Annotated in this window: 15 protein-coding genes and 3 pseudogenes; 3 read left to right on the top strand and 15 right to left on the bottom strand. The window is 54.5% G+C overall.

Annotation, left to right across the window (positions count from 1 at the left end; genetic code table 11):
• Positions 1-210 precede the first annotated feature (210 nt).
• The 3 genes and pseudogenes from GM30_RS10355 to GM30_RS27905 form a co-directional block, all read right to left on the bottom strand.
• Positions 211-678 (bottom strand): annotated as a pseudogene (locus tag GM30_RS10355) (IS66 family transposase); the annotation flags it as partial.
• Positions 679-739: 61 nt separating this feature from the next.
• The gene (tnpB, locus tag GM30_RS10350; protein WP_049848559.1) at positions 740-1,045 is read right to left on the bottom strand and encodes an IS66 family insertion sequence element accessory protein TnpB; all 306 of its coding nucleotides are present in this window, start codon (positions 1,043-1,045) and stop codon (positions 740-742) included.
• The gene (locus tag GM30_RS27905) at positions 1,045-1,413 is read right to left on the bottom strand and encodes a transposase (RefSeq protein WP_420802259.1); all 369 of its coding nucleotides are present in this window, start codon (positions 1,411-1,413) and stop codon (positions 1,045-1,047) included. The genes tnpB and GM30_RS27905 overlap by 1 nt, the downstream gene beginning before the upstream one ends.
• Before the next feature lie 961 nt (positions 1,414-2,374).
• Between GM30_RS27905 and GM30_RS27190 the strand changes: the two are divergent.
• Positions 2,375-2,476: pseudogene (locus tag GM30_RS27190) on the top strand (IS66 family insertion sequence element accessory protein TnpB); the annotation flags it as partial.
• A gap of 415 nt (positions 2,477-2,891) precedes the next feature.
• Here GM30_RS27190 and GM30_RS10340 read toward each other — a convergent pair.
• The gene (locus tag GM30_RS10340; protein ID WP_049848557.1) at positions 2,892-4,187 is read right to left on the bottom strand and encodes a dicarboxylate/amino acid:cation symporter; all 1,296 of its coding nucleotides are present in this window, start codon (positions 4,185-4,187) and stop codon (positions 2,892-2,894) included.
• A gap of 501 nt (positions 4,188-4,688) precedes the next feature.
• Here GM30_RS10340 and GM30_RS10335 point away from each other — a divergent pair.
• A pseudogene (locus GM30_RS10335) lies at positions 4,689-5,797 on the top strand (amino acid aminotransferase).
• A gap of 47 nt (positions 5,798-5,844) precedes the next feature.
• Here the strand turns inward: GM30_RS10335 and GM30_RS10330 are convergent.
• From GM30_RS10330 to cmoM, 7 genes are all read right to left on the bottom strand, one after another.
• Positions 5,845-6,492, bottom strand: coding sequence for an MBL fold metallo-hydrolase (locus GM30_RS10330; protein ID WP_049848556.1), 648 nt, complete (start codon positions 6,490-6,492; stop codon positions 5,845-5,847).
• Positions 6,493-6,507: 15 nt separating this feature from the next.
• Positions 6,508-7,059, bottom strand: a complete 552-nt coding sequence (gene mepK / locus GM30_RS10325) for a peptidoglycan L,D-endopeptidase MepK (protein ID WP_049848555.1) — start codon at positions 7,057-7,059, stop codon at positions 6,508-6,510.
• 179 nt (positions 7,060-7,238) lie between these two features.
• A complete protein-coding gene (gene ldtD / locus GM30_RS10320; protein ID WP_049848554.1) occupies positions 7,239-9,020 on the bottom strand; it encodes a L,D-transpeptidase in 1,782 nt (593 codons plus the stop codon).
• Positions 9,021-9,202: 182 nt separating this feature from the next.
• On the bottom strand, positions 9,203-13,651 hold the full coding sequence (mukB, locus tag GM30_RS10315; RefSeq protein WP_049848553.1) for a chromosome partition protein MukB: 4,449 nt from the start codon (positions 13,649-13,651) through the stop codon (positions 9,203-9,205).
• Positions 13,651-14,358 (bottom strand): chromosome partition protein MukE, encoded by a 708-nt coding sequence (gene mukE, locus GM30_RS10310; protein WP_049848552.1) that lies wholly within the window; start codon positions 14,356-14,358, stop codon positions 13,651-13,653. Before mukE ends, mukB begins: the two co-directional genes overlap by 1 nt.
• Positions 14,339-15,637 (bottom strand): chromosome partition protein MukF, encoded by a 1,299-nt coding sequence (gene mukF / locus GM30_RS10305; protein ID WP_049848551.1) that lies wholly within the window; start codon positions 15,635-15,637, stop codon positions 14,339-14,341. Before mukF ends, mukE begins: the two co-directional genes overlap by 20 nt.
• Positions 15,630-16,424 (bottom strand): tRNA uridine 5-oxyacetic acid(34) methyltransferase CmoM, encoded by a 795-nt coding sequence (cmoM, locus tag GM30_RS10300; RefSeq protein ID WP_049848550.1) that lies wholly within the window; start codon positions 16,422-16,424, stop codon positions 15,630-15,632. Before cmoM ends, mukF begins: the two co-directional genes overlap by 8 nt.
• Positions 16,425-16,519: 95 nt before the next feature.
• Between cmoM and elyC the strand changes: the two genes are divergently transcribed.
• The gene (gene elyC, locus GM30_RS10295; protein WP_420802258.1) at positions 16,520-17,314 is read left to right on the top strand and encodes an envelope biogenesis factor ElyC; all 795 of its coding nucleotides are present in this window, start codon (positions 16,520-16,522) and stop codon (positions 17,312-17,314) included.
• On the opposite strand, the gene GM30_RS10290 is transcribed toward elyC, so the two are convergent.
• The 4 genes from GM30_RS10290 to GM30_RS10275 all read right to left on the bottom strand — a co-directional run bounded on the left by GM30_RS10290 (position 17,291) and on the right by GM30_RS10275 (position 20,537).
• Positions 17,291-18,184 (bottom strand): YcbJ family phosphotransferase, encoded by an 894-nt coding sequence (locus tag GM30_RS10290; protein WP_049848549.1) that lies wholly within the window; start codon positions 18,182-18,184, stop codon positions 17,291-17,293. The genes elyC and GM30_RS10290 overlap by 24 nt on opposite strands.
• Positions 18,185-18,327: 143 nt before the next feature.
• The gene (gene kdsB, locus GM30_RS10285; RefSeq protein ID WP_049848548.1) at positions 18,328-19,074 is read right to left on the bottom strand and encodes a 3-deoxy-manno-octulosonate cytidylyltransferase; all 747 of its coding nucleotides are present in this window, start codon (positions 19,072-19,074) and stop codon (positions 18,328-18,330) included.
• Positions 19,071-19,253: a Trm112 family protein gene (locus GM30_RS10280; RefSeq protein ID WP_049848547.1), complete on the bottom strand. Its 183-nt coding sequence runs from the start codon at positions 19,251-19,253 to the stop codon at positions 19,071-19,073. Before GM30_RS10280 ends, kdsB begins: the two co-directional genes overlap by 4 nt.
• 54 nt (positions 19,254-19,307) lie before the next feature.
• On the bottom strand, positions 19,308-20,537 hold the full coding sequence (locus tag GM30_RS10275; RefSeq protein ID WP_049848546.1) for a winged helix-turn-helix domain-containing protein: 1,230 nt from the start codon (positions 20,535-20,537) through the stop codon (positions 19,308-19,310).
• Between the last annotated feature and the right edge of the window lie 17 nt (positions 20,538-20,554).

Below are 20,554 nucleotides of genomic sequence, written 5' to 3'. Positions count from 1 at the left end.
TGTCAGGTTCTTAACATCGTTTGTAAATTCACTCCGAAAGGATTTGCTGCTCTTTCTGACCTTCTGTCACCTGAACTTATTGATGAACGCCTCGCTGATACCGGCACCGTAACAATCCGTAAGAGCCCCGTGAAGTACGTGGTGTAAAAATTAGTTTACAGAGAGGGTGACGTTCCAGGGTAGTAACTCTTTCACACGGTTGGAAGGCCAGGTGTTGGTGACCCTGAACGCGGTGTTAATGATATCCAGCTGTTCAGCGATGCTCTCTCCCAACGGCTTCAGTTTGCCACTGCAGACAGGGCATTCGGTTTCTGTCGGGGAGATAACCTGCCTGTCACGGGGGAGTGTTGCCGGAAGCGCTTTGTGGGCGGGAGAGTCTGATGTTTTTGGTACTGCATCTCCGGCCATTGAGGTGAGTTGCGAGTGCACTTCGCCAAGCCTGTTCTGGAGCTCGGTAATACGCTTTTCAGTCTGAGCTATTTTCTTTTCTATCTTCTCGCGGTTTTTCTCGCTGCTGCGGCCAAACAGCATTCTCTGTAGTTTAGCGACCAGCGCCCTGAGTGAGTTGATCTCGCGGGCATAGCTGGTTATTTCACCGGACAGCCTAATGATAATCGCCTGCTGGGCGACCAGCAGCGTTTTCAGTTGCTCGATGTCGTCGGGAAGTACACTGTTCATTCCCCTGTTTTATTACAGGGTATATTCGTATACCAGACCGTTCCATTCGTTTTGGATGCTGCTAGGCGATACCCTCCAGCAGCATGGACAACTGGGCGGGCGTCAGATGTACTTTCCCTTCATGGGTCACCGACCAGACAAAGCGTCCCCGTTCGAGACGTTTGGCGAACAGGCGCAGGCCGTCACGATCGGCCCACAGTATTTTCACCATTTTGCCACTGCGGCCACGGAAGACGAAGATATGCCCGGAGAACGGGTCATCTTTTAGCGTGTTCTGCACCTTCGAGGCCAGACCGTTGAAGCCACAACGCATATCGGTGACGCCAGTGATGATCCAGATTCTGGTTCCGGTTGGCAGCGTTATCATCAGGAGCCGTCTTTCGACTCGCCAAGTAATACTCGCAGTAAGGCCGGAGTCATAGTGCCATATAGTTTTACCGTTCCACCGGGGAATGCCACCTCGCAACAGAGTACATCGGCAGATAATGGTGGTGTCAAAGGGGCCGGAGCGACTGAGGGCGTTACGATACTTACCGGTAGCAGTTCAGCTGGCAGATTATCCGCACGGTTCAGTTTTCCCTGTTTATACTGGTGGCGCCAGTTATACAGCAGAATGTCATTAATACCGTGTTCACGGCCAAGACGAGCCACATTGATATCAGGTTGCATTAACAGCTCGACGAGGTGAAGTTTGAACTTTGTGGAGAAATTAGGTCGCCGGCGTTTTTCGGGTATTTCTCTGGTAGGAACAGGTCCGTATTGTTGGCTTTTCCAGGGGTAGATAAACCGTTCAAGTTGTTCAGGTGATATGTTTTAGGGAACGGGTCAGTTCAGACCTGAGCAGGCAAAGCGCCGGAACAGGTTATGCAGGGTGGTTCTGGGAATACTGATTCGTTTACTTGTCTGTTTCCCATGAACTTTTTTATCAAAGCGAAAATGTAGAGCTTCGTTAATCCATGCCCGATTATTCAATGCTCTGTGTCCATTATATGGAAAAATAGTAGACATTATTGTTACCCGGATGAGTCAGCTTATCCGGACGTCCTTGGTGGTGCACTTACTTTGCTTCCAGGTAAACGGTCTTTTGTTGTTCCCTGTGCGGTCGTTCAGGCGCGTCAGCTGCCGGGCGCTAATGTTATCCAGCAGGTCTTCGAAAAAACACGCCAGCTCTGGTTTGAAAAAACACCACTATCGCACTGGAACGGACTTACCCTGATGGTGATAGATGGTACCCTGTAGTGAACGCCGAATACCCCTGAAAATGATGTCGCCTCCGGTCGAACGGCGAATGCCATCTCTCACTCTGAATGGCCTCAAGTTCGCATGGTCTGGCAGATGGAGGTCACCAGCCATTTCCTGACAGGAACTGCTTTCGGTAGCGTATCAGCAACCAGTGAAGTTGATATTACCGCACAACTGGCAGTCATCGGGAGAGGAAAAACACTGGCTAATCCCACTCAAAAAAGTGTCGGAGCAAGAAGCACATAAGCGTAAGACCCCTTATGAGAAAAACGCCATTATACAGCAGATGATGGAGACTAGCATGAATGTCTCCTACGTCGCACGCTCGCACGGTATCCATCTCAGTCTACTGTTAAAGTGAAAGAAGCGATATCAGGAAGGTACCCCACGCTCTACAATCCTGACCTTATGATGCTACTCTGACCTTCCAGGAACTCGCTGACAGGGACACAACATGATTACACTTCCAGCCAGCAGCCGTATCTGGCGCATCGCTGGCATCACCGACCTGCGTAATGGGTTCTACAGGCTGACTTCTCCGGTTCTGAACACGCTAAAATTGCTAGTCCTTGGCACGGCGGTGAGCTGAAACCGTTTAACACCAGTATCTCTGAGCAACTAGAAATCATCCGCAATGCCTTTAAGTTTATTGAAACGGTGCACCCGAAGCTGGCCTGTAACCGATATGAATACATAAAGCAGGCCCCACTAACAGCAAAACACGTTGTGTGTGGGTATGCTGTGTCAGGCCTGCTGGTACAATGACGAAGTTATGTAAGTACTCGCCATTGTACCAGCAGGCCTTAATCTGCGCGCAGCAGGTGCTGAAACATGATAATGGCAAAAATAGAATTGTATACTACAGCATAAAGTTGATTAACTGATAGTAAATTTATCTTCAGTTAGCCTTGGCACTTCAAAAGGTTAGACGTTTTTACATAGCCGTATCCACACCATGTCCCTCTGACGAATTAAAAAAGAGGAATATTTAACTCGGCACTTTCTTTTTCAGGTTTATTAATTAACGCTTTCCCGTGGCAACCTGCACCAAAGTGTTCACCTTCCCAGCGACCGACAATGGCTGCCCCCATGGCGTTACTCATGACGTTGGTTGCGGAACGTCCCATATCCAGGAATGGATCGACACCCATCAACAGGATCAGCCCTGCTTCCGGAATGTGAAATTGGCTCAGCGTGGCGGCAATAACCACCATAGAAGCCCGGGGTACGCCTGCCATACCTTTTGAGGTCAGCATAAGAATCAACAGCATGGTGATTTGTTCACCCATGCTCAGCTCAATGTTGCATGCCTGCGCGATAAACACGGTGGCAAATGAGCAATAAGCCATTGACCCAACGAGGTTAAAGGAATAGCCAATTGGCAGGACAAAACTGGCAATTTTGGAAGAAACACCGAACTTTTCCAGTTGATTAAGGGTTCCCGGGAAAGCGGCTTCAGAACTGGACGTGGTGAAAGCCAGTAATGCAGGTTCTGTAATTTTCCTGACCAGTCGACCAATGCATGGTCCAACGATAATAGCGGACAGTCCAATCAGGATAGCCCACAACATACCCAGCGTCAGGTAGAACTCCCCCATAAAAATACCAGCACTTATCATTACCCCGAGACCGCGTTCAGCAATCAGCGCCGAAATGGCAGAAAAAACAGTCAACGGCGCAAACAGCATGACATAGCCAGTCAGTTTCAGCATGACGTGCACGAGTGCATCAAGTGCTTTAACAATTGGGGCACCTTTTTCTCCAACTGCTGCCAGACTGCAACCAAGGAAAATGGAGAATACAACGATTTGCAGGATCTCGTTACGTGCCATGGCATCAATGATGCTGGTCGGGATTGCATGTGAAACAAATACGGACACCGTAAACGGTTCAGACTTGATAGAAGAAACTGCACCTGCGTCATGCGGGACAAAATTAATCCCCATACCAGGCTTAAAAATATTAACAACGACTAAGCCTAATGCAATAGACAATAAAGAGGCACAAATAAAAAGGAATAACGTTTTAGAAAATATACGGCCTAATGTTTTTGCATCCCCCATTCTGGCAATGCCAACAACCAGTGTAGAAATAACCAGTGGAGCAATAATCATTTTTACCAGACGTAAAAATATAGTGGTAAAAATAGATATATCCTGCGCATAGACTTTTGCTGTTTCAACGGATGCCATATGGTTAATCGCTACCCCGGCAATCATGCCGAGGATGAGACCAGATATGATCATCTTTGTTAAACTCATCTTCATATTTTACTCCATCGGATAAGAGCTGGATTAATAATCAAAAGGGCACATTTTTGGCAAAGCAGCAGGTCAAACATGTGCCTGTTATTACCAGTTACATAGATAATCTGGAATACGCTGATACATTAAAACGCTGTATCCCAGTCGTTATTGTTGTATGCTTTTTATATTATTACAAAATAAAGTAATACCCAACAATAGTGTGTGTTTAGGCACCATAAACATTGATGTTACCAATACTCCTTCGATAATATTTCAAGGTATTATAACTTTTAAGATATTAGCCAAACTAATATACGGTTTTCTGATCAATCATATTAAAGATGCACAAAAACACCGTCAATGTACATCTAAATATTGTGTTAATGATGTAAAGTGTGTGTTAAAAAGTATTTATTTTTTATGTTATCTTATTTTTTTTATTTTAAAGACTGTTGGCAATTTAGAAATCTCCCGTTAACCTGATATCGGAATTCCCTTCTGTAACCACAATGGAACCTCGTCATGTTTGAGAACATTACCGCTGCGCCTGCCGACCCTATTCTGGGGCTGGCCGATTTGTTTCGTGCCGATGACCGCCCGACCAAAATTAACCTCGGAATCGGTGTGTATAAAGATGAAACAGGAAAAACCCCGGTTCTTACCAGCGTAAAAAAAGCCGAGCAGTATCTGCTGGAAAATGAGACCACCAAAAATTACCTCGGCATCGACGGTATTCCAGAGTTCGGGCGTTGCACCCAGGAGCTGCTGTTCGGCAAAGGCAGCGCGCTGATTAACGACAAACGTGCGCGTACGGCTCAGACCCCGGGCGGTACCGGTGCGCTGCGTATCGCAGCAGATTTCATTGCCAAAAACACCAGCGCAAAACGCGTATGGGTGAGCAATCCGAGCTGGCCAAACCATAAAGGCGTGTTTAATGCCGCCGGTCTGGAAGTGCGTGAATATGCATACTACGATGCGGCTAACCATGCGCTCCCGGTATCGATCCGACGCTGGAGCAGTGGCAGCAGCTGGCAAATCTGTCCGTCGAAAAAGGCTGGCTGCCGCTGTTCGACTTCGCCTATCAGGGCTTCGCCCGCGGTCTGGAAGAAGATGCGGAAGGCCTGCGCGCGTTTGCTGCGCTGCATAAAGAGCTGATTGTTGCCAGTTCGTTCTCGAAAAACTTTGGCCTGTACAACGAGCGTGTTGGTGCCTGTACGATTGTTGCCGCAGACAGCGAAACGGCTGATCGCGCCTTCAGCCAGATGAAATCAGTGATTCGCGCCAACTACTCTAACCCGCCCGCACACGGGGCCTCTGTGGTAGCGACCATTCTCAGCAACGACGCCCTGCGCGCCATCTGGGAACAGGAACTGACAGACATGCGCCAGCGCATTCAGCGCATGCGTCTGCTGTTCGTGAATACGCTGCAGGAGAAAGGTGCCGATCGCGATTTCAGCTTCATCACCAAACAGAACGGCATGTTCTCCTTCAGCGGCCTGACCAAAGAGCAGGTGCTGCGTCTGCGTGAAGAGTTTGGGGTTTATGCGGTCGCGTCCGGGCGTGTTAACGTCGCCGGGATGACGCCGGATAACATGGCGCCGCTGTGCGAAGCGATTGTCGCGGTGCTGTAAGCGCACCATCATGATGAAAAAGGCCGCTTTCGCGGCCTTTTTGCTTTTTACCAGACAGGCATTTCATCCTGCAGGAAAGGGTTATGCAGGCGTTCCTCGCCAAGCGTCGAGAGTGGACCGTGTCCGGGAATAAACGTCACATCATCGCCGAGTGGCAATAATTTGCGTTTAATCGCGTCGATAAGCTGACCGTGATCGCCACGTGGGAAATCACTGCGGCCAACCCCGCCTTTGAAAATCACATCGCCGGAAATTAACAGGCGGGAGGCGTCATCAAAGAACACGATATGCCCCGGCGTATGGCCAGGACAGTGCAGCACCTGCAGCGAAATGTTGCCAACGCTGACCGTATCACCCTCATTCAACCAGCGATCGGGGGTTAACGCCGGGCAATCGCCCAGCCCGAACATTTTGCTCTGAGCGGGTAAGCCCTGAAGCCAGAACTCATCTTCTTTTTCCGGACCGATTACCGGGATGCCGTAATGCTGCGCCAGCTCTCCCGCGGCGCCAACGTGATCGAGATGCCCGTGGGTCAGCAGAATTTGCATCAAGGTCACCCCTGCTGCGGTCACTTCCTGTTTGATTCGTTCTGCATCGCCACCCGGATCGACCAGCGCGGCCAGTTTAGTGTGTTCACACCAGATCAGTGAACAGTTCTGGGAGAACGCCGTAACCGGAATAATTCGATAGTTCATGATGCTCCTGCTTAATTACCAGTGCCGAACCGGACCGGTATCAATATGCACAAAGTTGCTCCGTGGGTAATATCCTACACCACCAGCGCGCAGAGATAACGCGGCTTTGCGAATATTGCTTAACGACGTGCCTTCGATATGGAAATCCATGGCCTGGCCTTTGGTGTGATAGCTCTGTTTCGCAACACCGCGACTGTGCGCACGCATTTCATTGTTAGTATCCAGTGAACGATAACCCGAAATCAGTTGAACGGGTTTACGGGTGCCAAGCAGGCCCTGGAGGCGGTAGAGCTGATCAAAGAGAGCGGGATCGATGGAACGCATTTTGTTCGCGCGGTAGTCACGGAAAAAATGATTTAGTTTTGCTAATTCTTCCTGAATATAGCCTCTGCCATCGAAAAACTCCGCTTTAATTGATTCGCCGGTATTCAGGTTGTTCAGCGTCAAAATACGCGGTCTGGGCGTCGAGAGGGTGGCAAACGCCGGCGTAGGTAAGATGGCAGCCGCGCCTAAGGCAACGCCACCTAACGCCAGCAGCTTGCGGCGATTAGCGTCAAATTTGTCCATGATAATCAGGTCTACAGGTAAAGTGGTCGTTATATATGCACTTCTGGCGCACGAAGGGAACCTTACCGGGCTACACCACTGCCGTCAAGGCACCCTATCCCAGGAAAAACGGCCCTTTTTGACTTCCGGGCGCGCTTTCCCTGTTTCATACGACAACTAAATGGCCTGAACTACTTCATTTATCTGATTAATTGTTCTGCTTTTGACAGAATTTGTGCGCCAGATCGCGCCGTGAGGTCATAATTGTAAATATCTGTACGATATTGCGTGCGCCCGTCCGCGCCGACAAAGGCCGTCAGGTAGTAGAGGTTCACCGGAATATTTTCCCGAATGTTCACGTAGCGCGTATCGCCCTGCTTCAGCGCGTCGGAAATCCGCGTATCGTTCCAGCCTGCGTCCTGCAACAGCATGTTGGCCAGCTCAGAAGCTTTATTCACGCGTACGCAGCCTGAGCTTAACGCACGCACGTCTTTCTGGAACAGGTTGTGGTTGGGTGTGTCGTGAAGGTAGATAGCCTCAGAGCTCGGCATATTGAACTTATAGCGACCCAGCGAGTTGGTCGCGCCCGGCGCCTGCTGGAAACGGAACGGCAGATTCGACGGCGTAATGGTTGACCAGTCCACCATCCACGGATCGATAGCCTCTTTGCTGTTCCAGCCACGAAGCACGGTGTAGTTATGACGCTCAAGGTAGCCCGGATCGTTCCAGACCTTCGGCAGAATATCTTTGCGTGCCAGCGTAGGCGGCACGTTCCACGGCGGGTTCACCACCACGTTATTCAGCGCGCTGCTCATCATCGGCGTCTTGCGATCCGGGCGACCCACGATAACGCGCGAGGCCAGTACCTGATCGCCGTTCTGGTAATAAACCAAAGAGAACGCCGGAATATTCACCATAATGCCAGTGGAGAGTTTGCCCGGCAGCAAGCGCAAACGCTGGATATTCAGCGCCAGCACCCCTGCCCGCTGCGCTGAGGATACGTTCAGCGCGCTGCGTGTGCCCTGCCCGATGACGCCATCAGCGCCCAGCCCCTGCCAGGTCTGAAAGCGCTTCACCGCCTCGACCAGCGCCCTGTCGTAAACCTGAGATTCGGTTTTGGCTTTGCTCGCAGACTGCGCTGACGGGCTTACCACCGCGTTATCACCCGGCAGCGCGATATCCGGCGTGGTCTCTGTCATGCCGGTACGGCGCAGAATTTCACGCAGCGCAGGCACATCTTTGCTCCGCTGACCAGGGCTCAGTTTTGCGGTAGAGGTCATTTCCGGCCACGGACGGGAATCCGCCACCAGCGCCAGCAGCGCCTGATGCATCGCAGCATACTGTGGATGTTGCGGAGCGAGTTCAGCAAGGAATNCCAGCCCCCCCTGCCATTGATTGATCACCGACAACGGCGGCGTAGCCAGCGTGTAGGGCTTCGTGCTGTATAACCAGCGGTTGCCCTGCAGCGGAATATTACTGATGAAATGCAGATAACCGAGCATGGCGTCAGACAGAACCACATCGCGCGCATCGCCGCTGACAGCGGGATCGGTCAGCAGCTCAACCCAGGTGGTGAACTGCGGCTGAAAGCCTGCGATAGCGACTTCGGCCAGTTGCTGCTGGAAAGCCTGCACCGCCTCGCGGCTCTCCCACATCGGTTTCATGTCGCGCGCGGCATACATCGCCGTCAGCACATTCATATAAACAGGTTTGTAGCCTGCCGGCAGCAAACCCTGAATGTGGCTGCGCGCTTTTTCTGCCGCGCCTTCAGGCATGGGCTTGATGCCCGCCATCATCGCCACCGTGTCAGATTCTGTGCCCGGCTGCGCCAGCGCTGTCGCGTTTTCGCCCATCGTGGCGGAGCTGTCCGCCGGCACCAGTTCAGGCTCATCGGCCTGTACGCTAAACAGTGGAGCAAATACGAAAGCCAGACACACGCTCAATGCTGACAATCGACGACATACGGCATTCTTAAGCAACATCCCTTGCCCCCTGTTGGCATTGCAGGCCTCTCAAAACGGGCCTTACTCTCAGTATATAAAGACAAAAATTCTTTTGCCTGACCAAACGTAAAGAAGTTTAAAGATAATACTATATTCTTAGGGCAAACCCGATAACAAAAAGGGCGACACCAGTGTCGCCCTTGCATTTTCAGATTCTATTTCTAAGAAGCGTCAGCTGTGCCCGGCAACGTCTCCGGCAACTGAGCCGCAAAGCCGCGCAGACCCACGACGTGAACGTGCTCCTGGTTCTGGAACACTTTACGCACCAGCTTGTAGGTTGTGCCTTTTTCCGGACTGATGTTTTCCGGCGCCGCAATGATCAGCTGCATTTCCAGACGTTCGCACAATTCGAACAGCGTGGCGATTGAGCGGGCATCAAGACGCGCCGCTTCATCGAGGAATAGCAGACGGCACGGCGAAATATCTTTGCCGCGCAGACGACGCGCTTCATCTTCCCAGCTCTGCACCACCATCACCAGGATGGACATACCGGTACCGATCGCCTCCCCGGTGGACAGCGCGCCGGATTCCGCACGCAACCAGCCGTCGGAGCCTCGGTTAACCTCCACTTCCATTTCGAGATAGCTGCGATAATCCAGCAGTTCTTCACCGATGGTTTGTGGCGTGCGCTGCCCCATATCGATTTGCGGATTCAGGCGCTGATACAATTTCGCCAGCGCTTCGGAGAAGGTCAGACGGTTGCTGTTAAACAGATCCTGATGCTGTTCGTGCTGTTCAGACAGCACTTCCAGCAGCGTGGCATGGGTTTCACGCACGTTAACGTTAAGTCGAACGCTGTTGACCTGGCCGAAGGAGACATTCTGCAACCCCTGGTTGAGCATGCGAATACGGTTCTGCTCGCGCTGAATGGTTTTGCGGATGATGTTTGACACGCTGCGGGAGCTGATGGCCAGCTTCTGCTCGCGCGAGGTCAGTTCTTCCGTCAGACGACCCAGCTCGATTTCCATCTGTTCAATGGCTTCCACCGGATCGTCGGTACGAATAATATCCTGACGAATACGCTCGCGCAGATGCTGGTACACCGCGACGAAGAACTGGATCTTACGCTCCGGCCGTTTCGGATCTTCCGACATGCGCAGCACGTCGCGCAGATGTTCGTTATCCGCCACCGCCAGACGCAGCGCACCCAGCGCCTTATCCGACATCGAACGCAGTTCATCGCCAGAGAGGTAGGCCAGTTCGCGACGGTGCAGACGGCGTTCGACGCCATTGTCTTTCACCAGACGCATCACCGCACACCAGCCCGCTTTCGCGCTCACTACCTGCTCACGCATTTCGAGATAGTTACGCTCCAGGCTTCGCAACTTACGGGTCAGGTTGTCCATTTCTGCTTCGCAGAAGGTCAGCGCTTTTTCCAGCTGATTACGACGCGCGCGGTTGTTGCTGAGCTGCGTATGCAGTTCATCACGGCGCTGGCGGGCGCGTTCTTCTGCCCCGCTGTCGGCACGCACGCCAATATCCTGCAGTTCGCGATGCAGATCGCTCAGCAGCTCTTTCTTGGTGTCGTACGAACTTTTCAGTGACGCCATCACCTGGCTGTACTGGCTGAGTTGCGCGGCATGACTACGCATCGCTTCACGGGCGCGGGTACGTTCTGTTTCGGCCTGCTCCAGACGCTGGCGCAGTTTTTCGTTCAGATCGCTGTTGCCGCTCAGCATTTCTGCGGAGTCGGAATAGCTGAAGTGAGCACGACGCTGCACCACTTCGGTCAGGGCAAACGCCTGCTGACGTGCATCGCGCTGCACCTGCTGCGAATAAGCGTAATCTTCACGTAGCTGTTCAAACTGTTCCGGGTCGCTCTGCAGTACCGACGCAATTGGCTCCAGTTTCGCCAGTTGGTTACCGAACTGCTGAATAAAGCGCGCGGCGTCCTGCGCTTCGTCCAGACGTTCCTGGATTTCACCAACGCGGTCAGCCAACGTGTCATCCGCCAGCAGACTGAGGCGCGGCAGCAGGCGGTTCAGTTGCGCTACGCCCTCTTTCGCCTGTTCAAACTGCGCCCGGCTCTGCTGGTTGTCGTTTTCGTGCGTGTTCAGCGCACGTTCCAGCTCGCTGCGACGGGTATTCAGTTTGCGAATTTCCGCTTCCGGATCGTCGTCAAACGCCACCGCCAGATGGCTGCCGATAAAGCGGCTGAAGGCCTGATGCAGACGCTGGGTTTTCTGCACGTCAAACGACAACGTTGCGAAACGCTCAGAGAGATCTTCGCGCTCTTTATGTAGCGCTTCGATACGGTTTTCACGCGCCGCGCGACCAAACAACGGCACGGACGGGAAGCGGGAATAACGCCACTGGCGATCGGCGATTTTCACCACCACCGCCTTTTCCAGCTCATCAACGCTGAACACGCTGTCATCAAAGGATTGCGGGTCGCCTTCGATCAGATAGAGATCTTCCGGGCAGTCCTCCAGACCGTCCAGTTGATCGGCGATCAGCGACAGATCGGGAACCACGATGGCGTGACGCGACGGACCGTACAACGCAGAGAAGTACGGCGCATCTTCGAGGCTGACATCATCGTAGATTTCGGACAGCAGCACGCCGCCAAAGCGCTCGGCCAGCGCGTTCAGACGCTGATCTTCAGAACCGCCCGGCTGGCTTAAACGCTCGATCTCTTCATCGACCGCCCGCTTGCGCGCGCCCACTTCATCACGTTCAACAATCGCTTCGCGTTCACGCTCCAGCAACTGTTGCAGGTATTCGGTCACGTCCTGGCTGGATTCGAACTGCTCGCCGCTCTGTTCGCATAGCTGGCTCAGGCTGCTTTGCGCCTGCAGCCAGACCGGCGCGCGCTGCATCAGCACCTGAACGCGGCCCTGCAGCTGCTCCAGCTCCTGACGCAGTTCCATGCGTTTTTCGCTGGCGTTTGAGACGCTTTCGGAAAGCGATGCAATGCGCTCTTCCAGTTCCTGATGCAGGGTTTCCAGTTCTTCCGCATCGTACTGTTTGCCCTGACGCTTGCAGAATTCCGCCAGCAAACGCTCGGCCTCCTGCTGTTCGCGCAGACGCTGTTCCAGCTCGTTCAGGCGACCACGCAGCGCATTTGCCTGCTCCGCCTGATGACGCTGGTTGACGCCGTCGCGCAGCAGCTCACGGGCCACCTCCCACGCTTCGTCGCGGGCAACGGGACCGTGAATCGCCGTGACCAGCTGGAATGCCTGTTCAAACTGGCTGTGCGCGGTTTGCGCCACGCTCATTTTCTGCTCGAGCGACAGCAGTTTTTCCGTCGCTTCCTGTTCTTTCGCCTGGAAAGTGTCCAGCCACTCGTCCGCGCTGTCCGGGGTTAAATCCGGCAGGTGGCACAGCTCTTTGGCGCGGGTCAGCGCCTGCAACGCCTGGGTATACTGAATGGCGCGAGTCTGCTGCACGTCCAGCGCCTGCTGGTAGTCGGCAAGCTGGCTTTTCAGTTCATCCACTTCCAGCTCGGCGGCTTCGGCACGCGCTTCGTTGTCTTCCTGCTGCTCGGTCGCTTCGGCCACCACTTCGTTCTGCTCTTCCAGACGGATTTGCAGCTCTTCGAGGTCCGCTTCGTAACGTTCGATTTTTTCCTGCTGACGCAGCGCGGTTTGCACCAGGTTCAGGTGATCGCTGGCGGCCTGATAATCCGCTTCCAGATCGCCTTCTGCGCCGCTGTGCTCCTGCAGTTCACGCGCCATGTCCACGTGTTTGTACTGCTCAGACGCCAGTTGCTGACGAGAACTGAACAGCTCACGACGGTATTCAAGCGCCTTATCAAGATGAATACGGCGTTCGTTGGCGTGACGCATATAGTCAGCGGCCACATAGTCGGTCGCTTCGGAAATCAAATGTTTGAACAGATCGCGGTCAGACTGGGTAACGCGAATGGCTTCCAGCGTCATGCGGTTCTCACGCAGCGCGGCTTCCATGTCCTGGAAGGCTTTGCGCACGCCGCTGTTTTCTGGCAGCAGGTAATCGCGTAGTGAACGCGTGATGGCGCTGGAGATCCCGCCGTACAGCGATGCTTCAATCAGACGGTAGAATTTACTGCGATCCGACGCCGAGCGCAGACGACGCGCGACGATGCCCAGATCAAACATCAGCGAGTGATAATCGGTGATGGAGTTGAACTGCTTAAACTGGACCCCTTCCATCGCTTCGAACTTGTCTTTCAGTTCCTGAAGCGAGAGCACGCGTGCCTGACGTTCGTTCAGCGTTTCCGTAAGAAACTGCGTCGGCTGAACCGACATCGGCAGCCCCTGAATGGCAAACGGCTTGATATCCACTTTGCGATCGCGACCGGCAATCTGTTGCAGACGAACGCCAACCAGCACGCGCTGGTGACGAGAGTTCATCACATCCAGTACCGAGTAGCAGACGCCCGCTTTCAGCTTCCCGTGCAGGCCTTTATCGCGGGAACCGCTGGTCGCCCCGGCTTCCGTGGTGTTACGAAAGTGCAGCAGCGTTAAGTCAGGGATCAGCGCCGTCACGAACGCCGCCATGGTGGTGGATTTACCGGCACCGTTACCGCCCGACAGCGTCGTAACCAGCTCATCGAGATCGAAGGTACGGGCGAAAAAGCCATTCCAGTTAATCAGCGTTAGCGACCGAAACTTACCACGTTCAATCATTATTCTTCCTCCCCGCTATCCGGCTGATTCTCTTCTTCGTTCTCATCATTGAGTTGCAGATGGTTTTCAATCGACATCGCCTCGCCGTCGCGGATCATGCGCAGCTGTGCTTCGCGTGGATCGTCGCCAGAGCGAACGTCTGCGCCAAAGCGGAAGACCGATTCAGTGATGCGGAATTTGCTGCTGTCGTGCCCCATAAACCAGACCATGCCGAGACGGCGCAGACGGTTCAGCGACGAACGCACTTTTTCCTGCAGTTTTTGCCGATCGAGATCAGAACCGGTGGAACGGTTGTTCACCAGCTTCAGCAGTTTGGGTTCATCGGCCAGCGTCAACAGTTCGTCGTAGAGCTCCTGTTGCGTGAAGATACCTTCGTTCGCCAGTCGTTCCGGGCTGAGGTACAGGTAGCAGAGAATTTTGCCAACCATCATGTCCAGCTCAGAGAGCACCGAGCGAGGAATGATAGTGGTTGAGCGCGGGCGCAGGTAGAAAAATCCTTCCGGCGCACGGATCAGCTCAACGTTGTAGCGGGCATAAAATTCTTCCAGATATTCCTGAAAGTCCATCAGATAGGCGTGATTATCCAGCTCATCAAGCCCTATATGACGCCCCGCGCGCAGAGCACTGTCGAGGGCAGGAAATAACGGGTTAGCCAGCGCCTGCGCCAGCTTAACCGGCATCACTTGTTCAATATTTGTCAATGACATGCGCCTGTACCTTGGCTCCGTAATCATTAATCGGCTGCCACTTCGGCGGCAGTCCGGTGAAGTCTGCTTGTGCAACGCCCAGGCGTACGGCCTGGTCGACGACAATTCGCGCCACGTCGAAATGACGCGCGCGCGGATATTGCACGAGGTATTCGCGCACTACGAGGCCGAGATCCAGCGGTAGCGATTTGTCTTTGTAGATGACCAGCTGTTGCTCGATCATCGCCGCCAGCTGTTCGCGGATCTCGTTGAACTCTTCGTACTCTAAATCCGGAGGAAGTTCCCCGGTGACCTCTTCGTCGCGCAGCGCCATCTCTTCGTCACGCATATCGAGCAGACGATCGGCGCTGGCGTAAGTCAACGCCCACGGCGCATCAAAGTAGCTTTGTACCGACTGGCGCAGACGCTGGGCAAAGACGCGGTTTTTATCCATGTCGATGGCGGTACGAATGAATTTGTAGCCGATCCACAGGTCGATCGCCTGCTGGCCCCAGCTGACAATACGGTCAAGCTTGCTCTGCAGATCGAACACCAGCCGGTCGACGAAGTGCAAATCATCATGCGCCAGCGTCGCATCCTGAATGCGCAGCAGGTTCGCCTGCAGCTTATCGCCCGCCGCATCCAGCGTATCCTGCAATTCGCGCAGGGTGCCGGAGGTTTCAGATAACAGCACTTCGCAGCTGGAAATTGCTGCGCGCCAGTCTTTGTTCAGCAACTGGGCAATGTCGTCTTTCACCTGCTGCTGCTGTTCATCCATCACGCGCTGGGTGAGATCGATACTGTCGAAAATCTCCGCCACGGAATATNNATACACGTTACGATGCCAGTGGAATTCATCGCCGCCTTCGTCCGCACTGTCGGCGGCGCGCTTGAGTTCGCCCGCCACGATAGACAACTGCATAGAAAGGCGCAGCGTCGAAAATTCGCGCTGACGAATGTAGTAGTCGGTAATGCCGATGCCCAACGGCGTCAGGCGGTAGATGGCATTCCCTTCCGTCAGTTCGCTGGTAAAGCGGTTCAGCAGACGTTGACGCACCATGTCGTTGATCGCGTTGTTGGCGCGAACGCTGATGGTTTCACTGGTTTGCTCAAACGCATCACTCACGTGACGAAACGCATCGACCAGTTCGCCTTCCGTCATCTCCCCTTCCAGCCGTTCGCCGTTTAACGTAGCGACGGCCAGCAAAAACGAGAGTCTGTCGACCGGCAGCGAAATGGCGAAATCATTTTTTCTGGCCCAGGCAACCAGTTCGGGGACTGTCTGGGAAAATTCACTCATCGTTTTTCCTTGTATCTACCAGCGGCTTAATCGCGGTGACATGAATATAACGCCCCAGGCTGATATACGGCTCCTGGCGGCAATAGCGCGTTTCCAGCGCCAGCAACGTCTCGTAGCAATCGCGCTGCTGATGCTTTTCGCGCAGATAATCATGGAACACGCGCACACCGGTCTTGCCGGTGATTTGCCAGCCGGTCTCTTCCAGCCAGCCATAAACCTGTTGCGGTTCGCGCGGGTAATCCGGCGAAAGTGTACGTCTTTTTTTCTTCGGCATGCCTGCCTGGACATAATCAAAATTCCCGGCGACCATGTTATGCATCAACAGGCCGTTAGCATTGTAGAACATTAGCGACAATGCCCCGCCGGGGCGTAACACCGACCACAACGTCTGTAAAACCTCTTGCGGAGCGGCAACCCACTCCAGCACAGCATGAAACAATATCAGATCAACCGGGCTTTCCAAATGCTGCGTAATGTCCTGTACGGCGCATTGTTCAAAATGCATGTTGCCGCTCACACCTTTCTCCGCTGCCACTTGCGTCGCCCGGCTAATCATCTCACCAGAAATATCGCATAAGGTGACGTGATGCCCGCGCTGCGCCATTTTAATCGCGGTCTGCCCCTCTCCGCCACCGGCATCCAGAACTCGCAACGGTTGCGAGCCGAAAGCGTCCAGAAGGCGGTCGAGATCCTGCCACAGGATCGCCTGACGCAACTGACCCTTGGTCGTGCCGTAAATGTTACGCGCGAATTTTTCTGCAATGTCATCAAAATTGCGATCCCGCATGGCTCACTCCGCGATCCAGGCAAAAGGCGTATTTTGTCACAGACGCGACGAGAATGGAGCCATCTGGTGTAATATCACGGCATTCCGCCTGTTAAATGGTTAAAAAAGGACCCATTCCGCATGCTTTTCACGCTGAAAAANGCCTGATGTTCCCCCTGCCGCTGTTACTGATGTTCATTGGCTTCGGTCTGTTACTGATCGTTTTCAGCCGCTTTCAGAAAACCGGTAAAAGTTTCATCGCCGTCGGCTGGCTTGCCCTGCTGCTGCTGAGCCTGCAACCGGTCGCCGACGGACTGTTAAAACCCATTGAGGATAAGTATCCGACCTGGCGTGGCAGCGAGCGCGTGCAGTACGTGGTGGTACTGGGCGGAGGATATACCTGGAACCCGGCATGGGCGCCAAGTTCGAACCTGATCAACAACAGTCTTCCGCGCCTCACCGAAGGCATCCGCTTATGGCAGGCCAACCCCGGCGCGAAGCTGATTTTCACCGGCGCCGCCGCGCAAACCAACCCGGTCAGCACCGGTGAAGCGGGCGCCCGCGTCGCCGAAAGCCTCGGCGTACCGCGTAGTGAGATTATCGTGCTGGATCAACCTAAAGACACCGAAGAGGAAGCCGCTGCGGTTAAAGCAACCGTGGGCAGCGCGCCTTTCCTGCTGGTGACCTCCGCCTCACATCTGCCGCGGGCAATGATCTTCTTTCAGCACGCCGGCCTCAACCCGCTGCCTGCGCCAGCGAATCAGCTGGCGATTACGTCGCCGCTAAATCCCTGGGAACGCGCGATTCCCTCGCCCGTCTGGCTGATGCACAGCGATCGCGTGGGTTATGAAACGCTCGGTCGCGTGTGGCAGTGGCTGAAAGGGGTATCAGGAGAGCCAGGGGAGGAGTGATTTTGCGGCCAGGTCAAAATTGGCGCGGTTAAACCGCCCGGTGTTGACCAGCTGCGAGACTTCATCCCATAGCATGTAGAGCCAGCGCCGCCAGATAAACGCTTCTGCCACCGGTGCGCGCTGGAGATAGTGCCACAGCAGCCCTTCCGCCAGCGTGCCATCGGCCAGGCGGAACAGTTCATATTCCCGGGGTGCCCATAGCATGATCCCCGGGCCGACCATCGCCAGCAGTTGATCGCTGCGCGCATCTTTCAGCATGCTACGCAGCGTAAAATTACCGTGGATCAGCACGCAATTGTCGTTAAAACCGTCAAACAGCGCGGGCAGACACTCCCGGGTGCGAAACAGAATACGCTTATCCTGCATGGTGAGACCGGTATTCTGATAGAGATTCAGCGTGCCCCATAACACCTCAACCCGCTGGCGATACCAGTGCGGCCAGATGTTTTCCTGCGTGCTGTCGACCTGACCAACGCGCCCGCCGCTGTCATGACGATGCCAGGACAGCAGCGCCTCGACGATCTGATCTTTTAACTGTTCCCAGCGCTCGGGGGTTCTGGCAGGCGCTTCAACCGGAACGCCGCGCAGGCGTTCAATCAGCAGCACGTCCGGGCCAGGGTGTTCTTCGTGGGTCATCACGCCATACACAATCGGCATTCGCACCGTGCCGCTGCGCGACAGCATGGACACCTTGTACGCCAGCTGACGCGCCAGACCCGGCGTAGAGAAGCTCCGCGCCAGCAATGGTAAGGGATTTCCCTGAGAGTCATAGAGCGACCACATTGCCGAATCTGGCTTTTCGCTTACGCATTCCACCCGGCTTAGTCTTTCACCCAGCAGATGGCTCAGTTCGGCGCGCAGTTGTTCCATACGTGTTTACCCTCACAATGACTACTGCTTTTATAATGAGCGCCGCAAGGGGATATGTCACCCTGATAAGATCAAAAGTGACGCAGAAAAGTGAGTAAAAACGAGGCGGTAGCAGTTGCCCCGGGTATTCGGGGCAACGGGGATTAGCGCAATTCGGCACGTACGCGTTCGAGATCTTCAGGGGTGTCCACGCCAGTGCCAGGCACCTGTTTCGCAACGGCAACGTGGATTTTTTCGCCATACCAGAGCACACGCAGCTGCTCCAGCATTTCTATCTGCTCCAGCGGGCTCGGCGCCCAACTGACGTAGCGGCGAATGAAACCGGCACGATAGCCATAAATACCGATGTGGCGCAGCAGCGTGTCGCCGATAGCGTCGCGGCTTTTCGCAAAACGGTCGCGATCCCACGGAATAGTGGCGCGAGAGAAATAGAGCGCGTAGCCGTTGGCGTCCATTACCACTTTGACAGCGTTTGGATTGAACGCTTCTTCCGCCTCATGGATCGGCACCGCCAGCGTCGCCATACCGGCGTGGCTGCTGGCGAGATTCTCCGCAACCTGACGGATGATCACCGCAGGGATCATCGGCTCATCACCCTGAACGTTGACGATCACAGTGTCGTCGCTGAAACCACACTTCTCCACCACCTCGGCCAGACGCTCGGTGCCGGACTGGTGATCGGCGCGCGTCATGCACACTTCCCCACCGGCGGTTTCAACGGCACGGGCGACGTCTTCGTGATCGGTCGCTACGATGATCCGCTCCGCGCCTGATTCACGCGCACGTTCCAGTACATGGACTATCATCGGCTTGCCGTTGATATCCTGCAGCGGCTTTCCAGGTAAACGCGTGGAGGCAAAACGGGCGGGAATGATAACGACAAAACTCATGGATGGCTCTCTTCAGCAGCTAAGGTACGCGCTTCGTTTTCCAGCAATACGGGAATGCCTTCACGCAGCGGAAACGCCAGACTGTCGATTTTGCAAATCAGTTCCTGTTTGTCCTGGCTGTAATAGAGTTTCCCGGTGCAGACCGGACAGGCGATAATTTCCAGTAAACGGTGATCCATATTTCCTCCAGATGGGCTGGCTAAATCATCCCGCCAGCATATCACAGTGACGCGTCAGTCGGCGTCAATTTCCCAACCTTCAGCCTTCGTCGCAAACAAGGACGACGGCACCTGCCCCAACCGGACGCGGGTTGCCCCCTGCCAGTGCGCAAAGTCGTTAATGGCCTGGGTTAGCCCTTTCGCCAGCGAGACGCTGGGGCGTATTCCGTCTTCCAGATATAACGCAAAGATTTCCAGAACGCCTTCTTTTCGATGCATTTTGCTGTCCATGCGCCCCACCAGTTTGCCCTGATGCAGCAACGGCAAAACGAAATAGCCGTACTGACGTTTCGGCGCAGGCGTGTAGCATTCCAGTCGGTAGGTAAAGCCAAACAACTGCTCGGCTCGCTTTCTGTCCCAGACGACGGGATCGAAGGGAGACAGCACCGCGCTGTGCGTAGCGGTCAGTTTTCCGTCCACCGCCGCGTCCAGGTAAGGCAGCAGATCGCTGTCGAGCCACATTTCACCGAGAGTGTCCACCTCGACAGGAATGATGCGCTTCTCTTCCAGCCAGCGGCCCAGCAACGCAGGTAACGATGGCTGGCGCAGGCGATAATAGTCGGCCAGCCACTGCGGGCGAAAAATCCCCAGGCTGCGGGCGCTGTTTTGCAGCATGAGCGCTTCGGCTTCCGGCCTCGCCAGCAGATCCCGTTCATCATCCCAGTGTGGCATCACCCGGTGGGTTAAATCGTAGACGCGCTGAAAATTGCGTCGTTCAATGACCATCACCTTTCCGGCGGTAAACAGCCCTTCCAGATGGCGCTTATGCGGTTTCCATTCCCACCAGCCGGATTCGCCTTTTCGCGGATGTTCAAAATCCGCCGAACGTACCGGGCCGTTGTCAGCAATATGAGCGATGAGCTGTTCGATTTCGCGGGCGTGGGCGTCCATCCACGCCTTGTTGTACTTCCAGCCCATGTTGTCCAGCGCCAGCATGCGATGGCGTACCAGCGAGAAATCGCTGCGCGGGAGGAAGCATGCCTCATGCGCCCAGTATTCCATGAGGTCCCCGCGACGCAGGGCATCATCAAGCCAGGTCTGCGGATAATCGCCTAAGCGACTGAACAGCACCAGATAAGGGCTACGGGCGACAACGTTGATGGTATCAATTTGCAGCAAAGACATGCGTTCAATGGTACTGAGCACATCCTGAGGTTGTGCGCGGCGGCGGGGTCTTTTGAGCATCCCCTGAGCGGCAAGATGCAGATGTCGTGCAGCGGTAAGCGAAAGGTGCACTTCGGGCATAGCAGTCCCTCTTCAGA

Source organism: Trabulsiella odontotermitis, from assembly GCF_001188485.1.
Classification (GTDB): Bacteria; Pseudomonadota; Gammaproteobacteria; order Enterobacterales; family Enterobacteriaceae; genus Trabulsiella; species Trabulsiella odontotermitis_A.
This window is presented reverse-complemented; position numbering and strand designations above follow the sequence as displayed.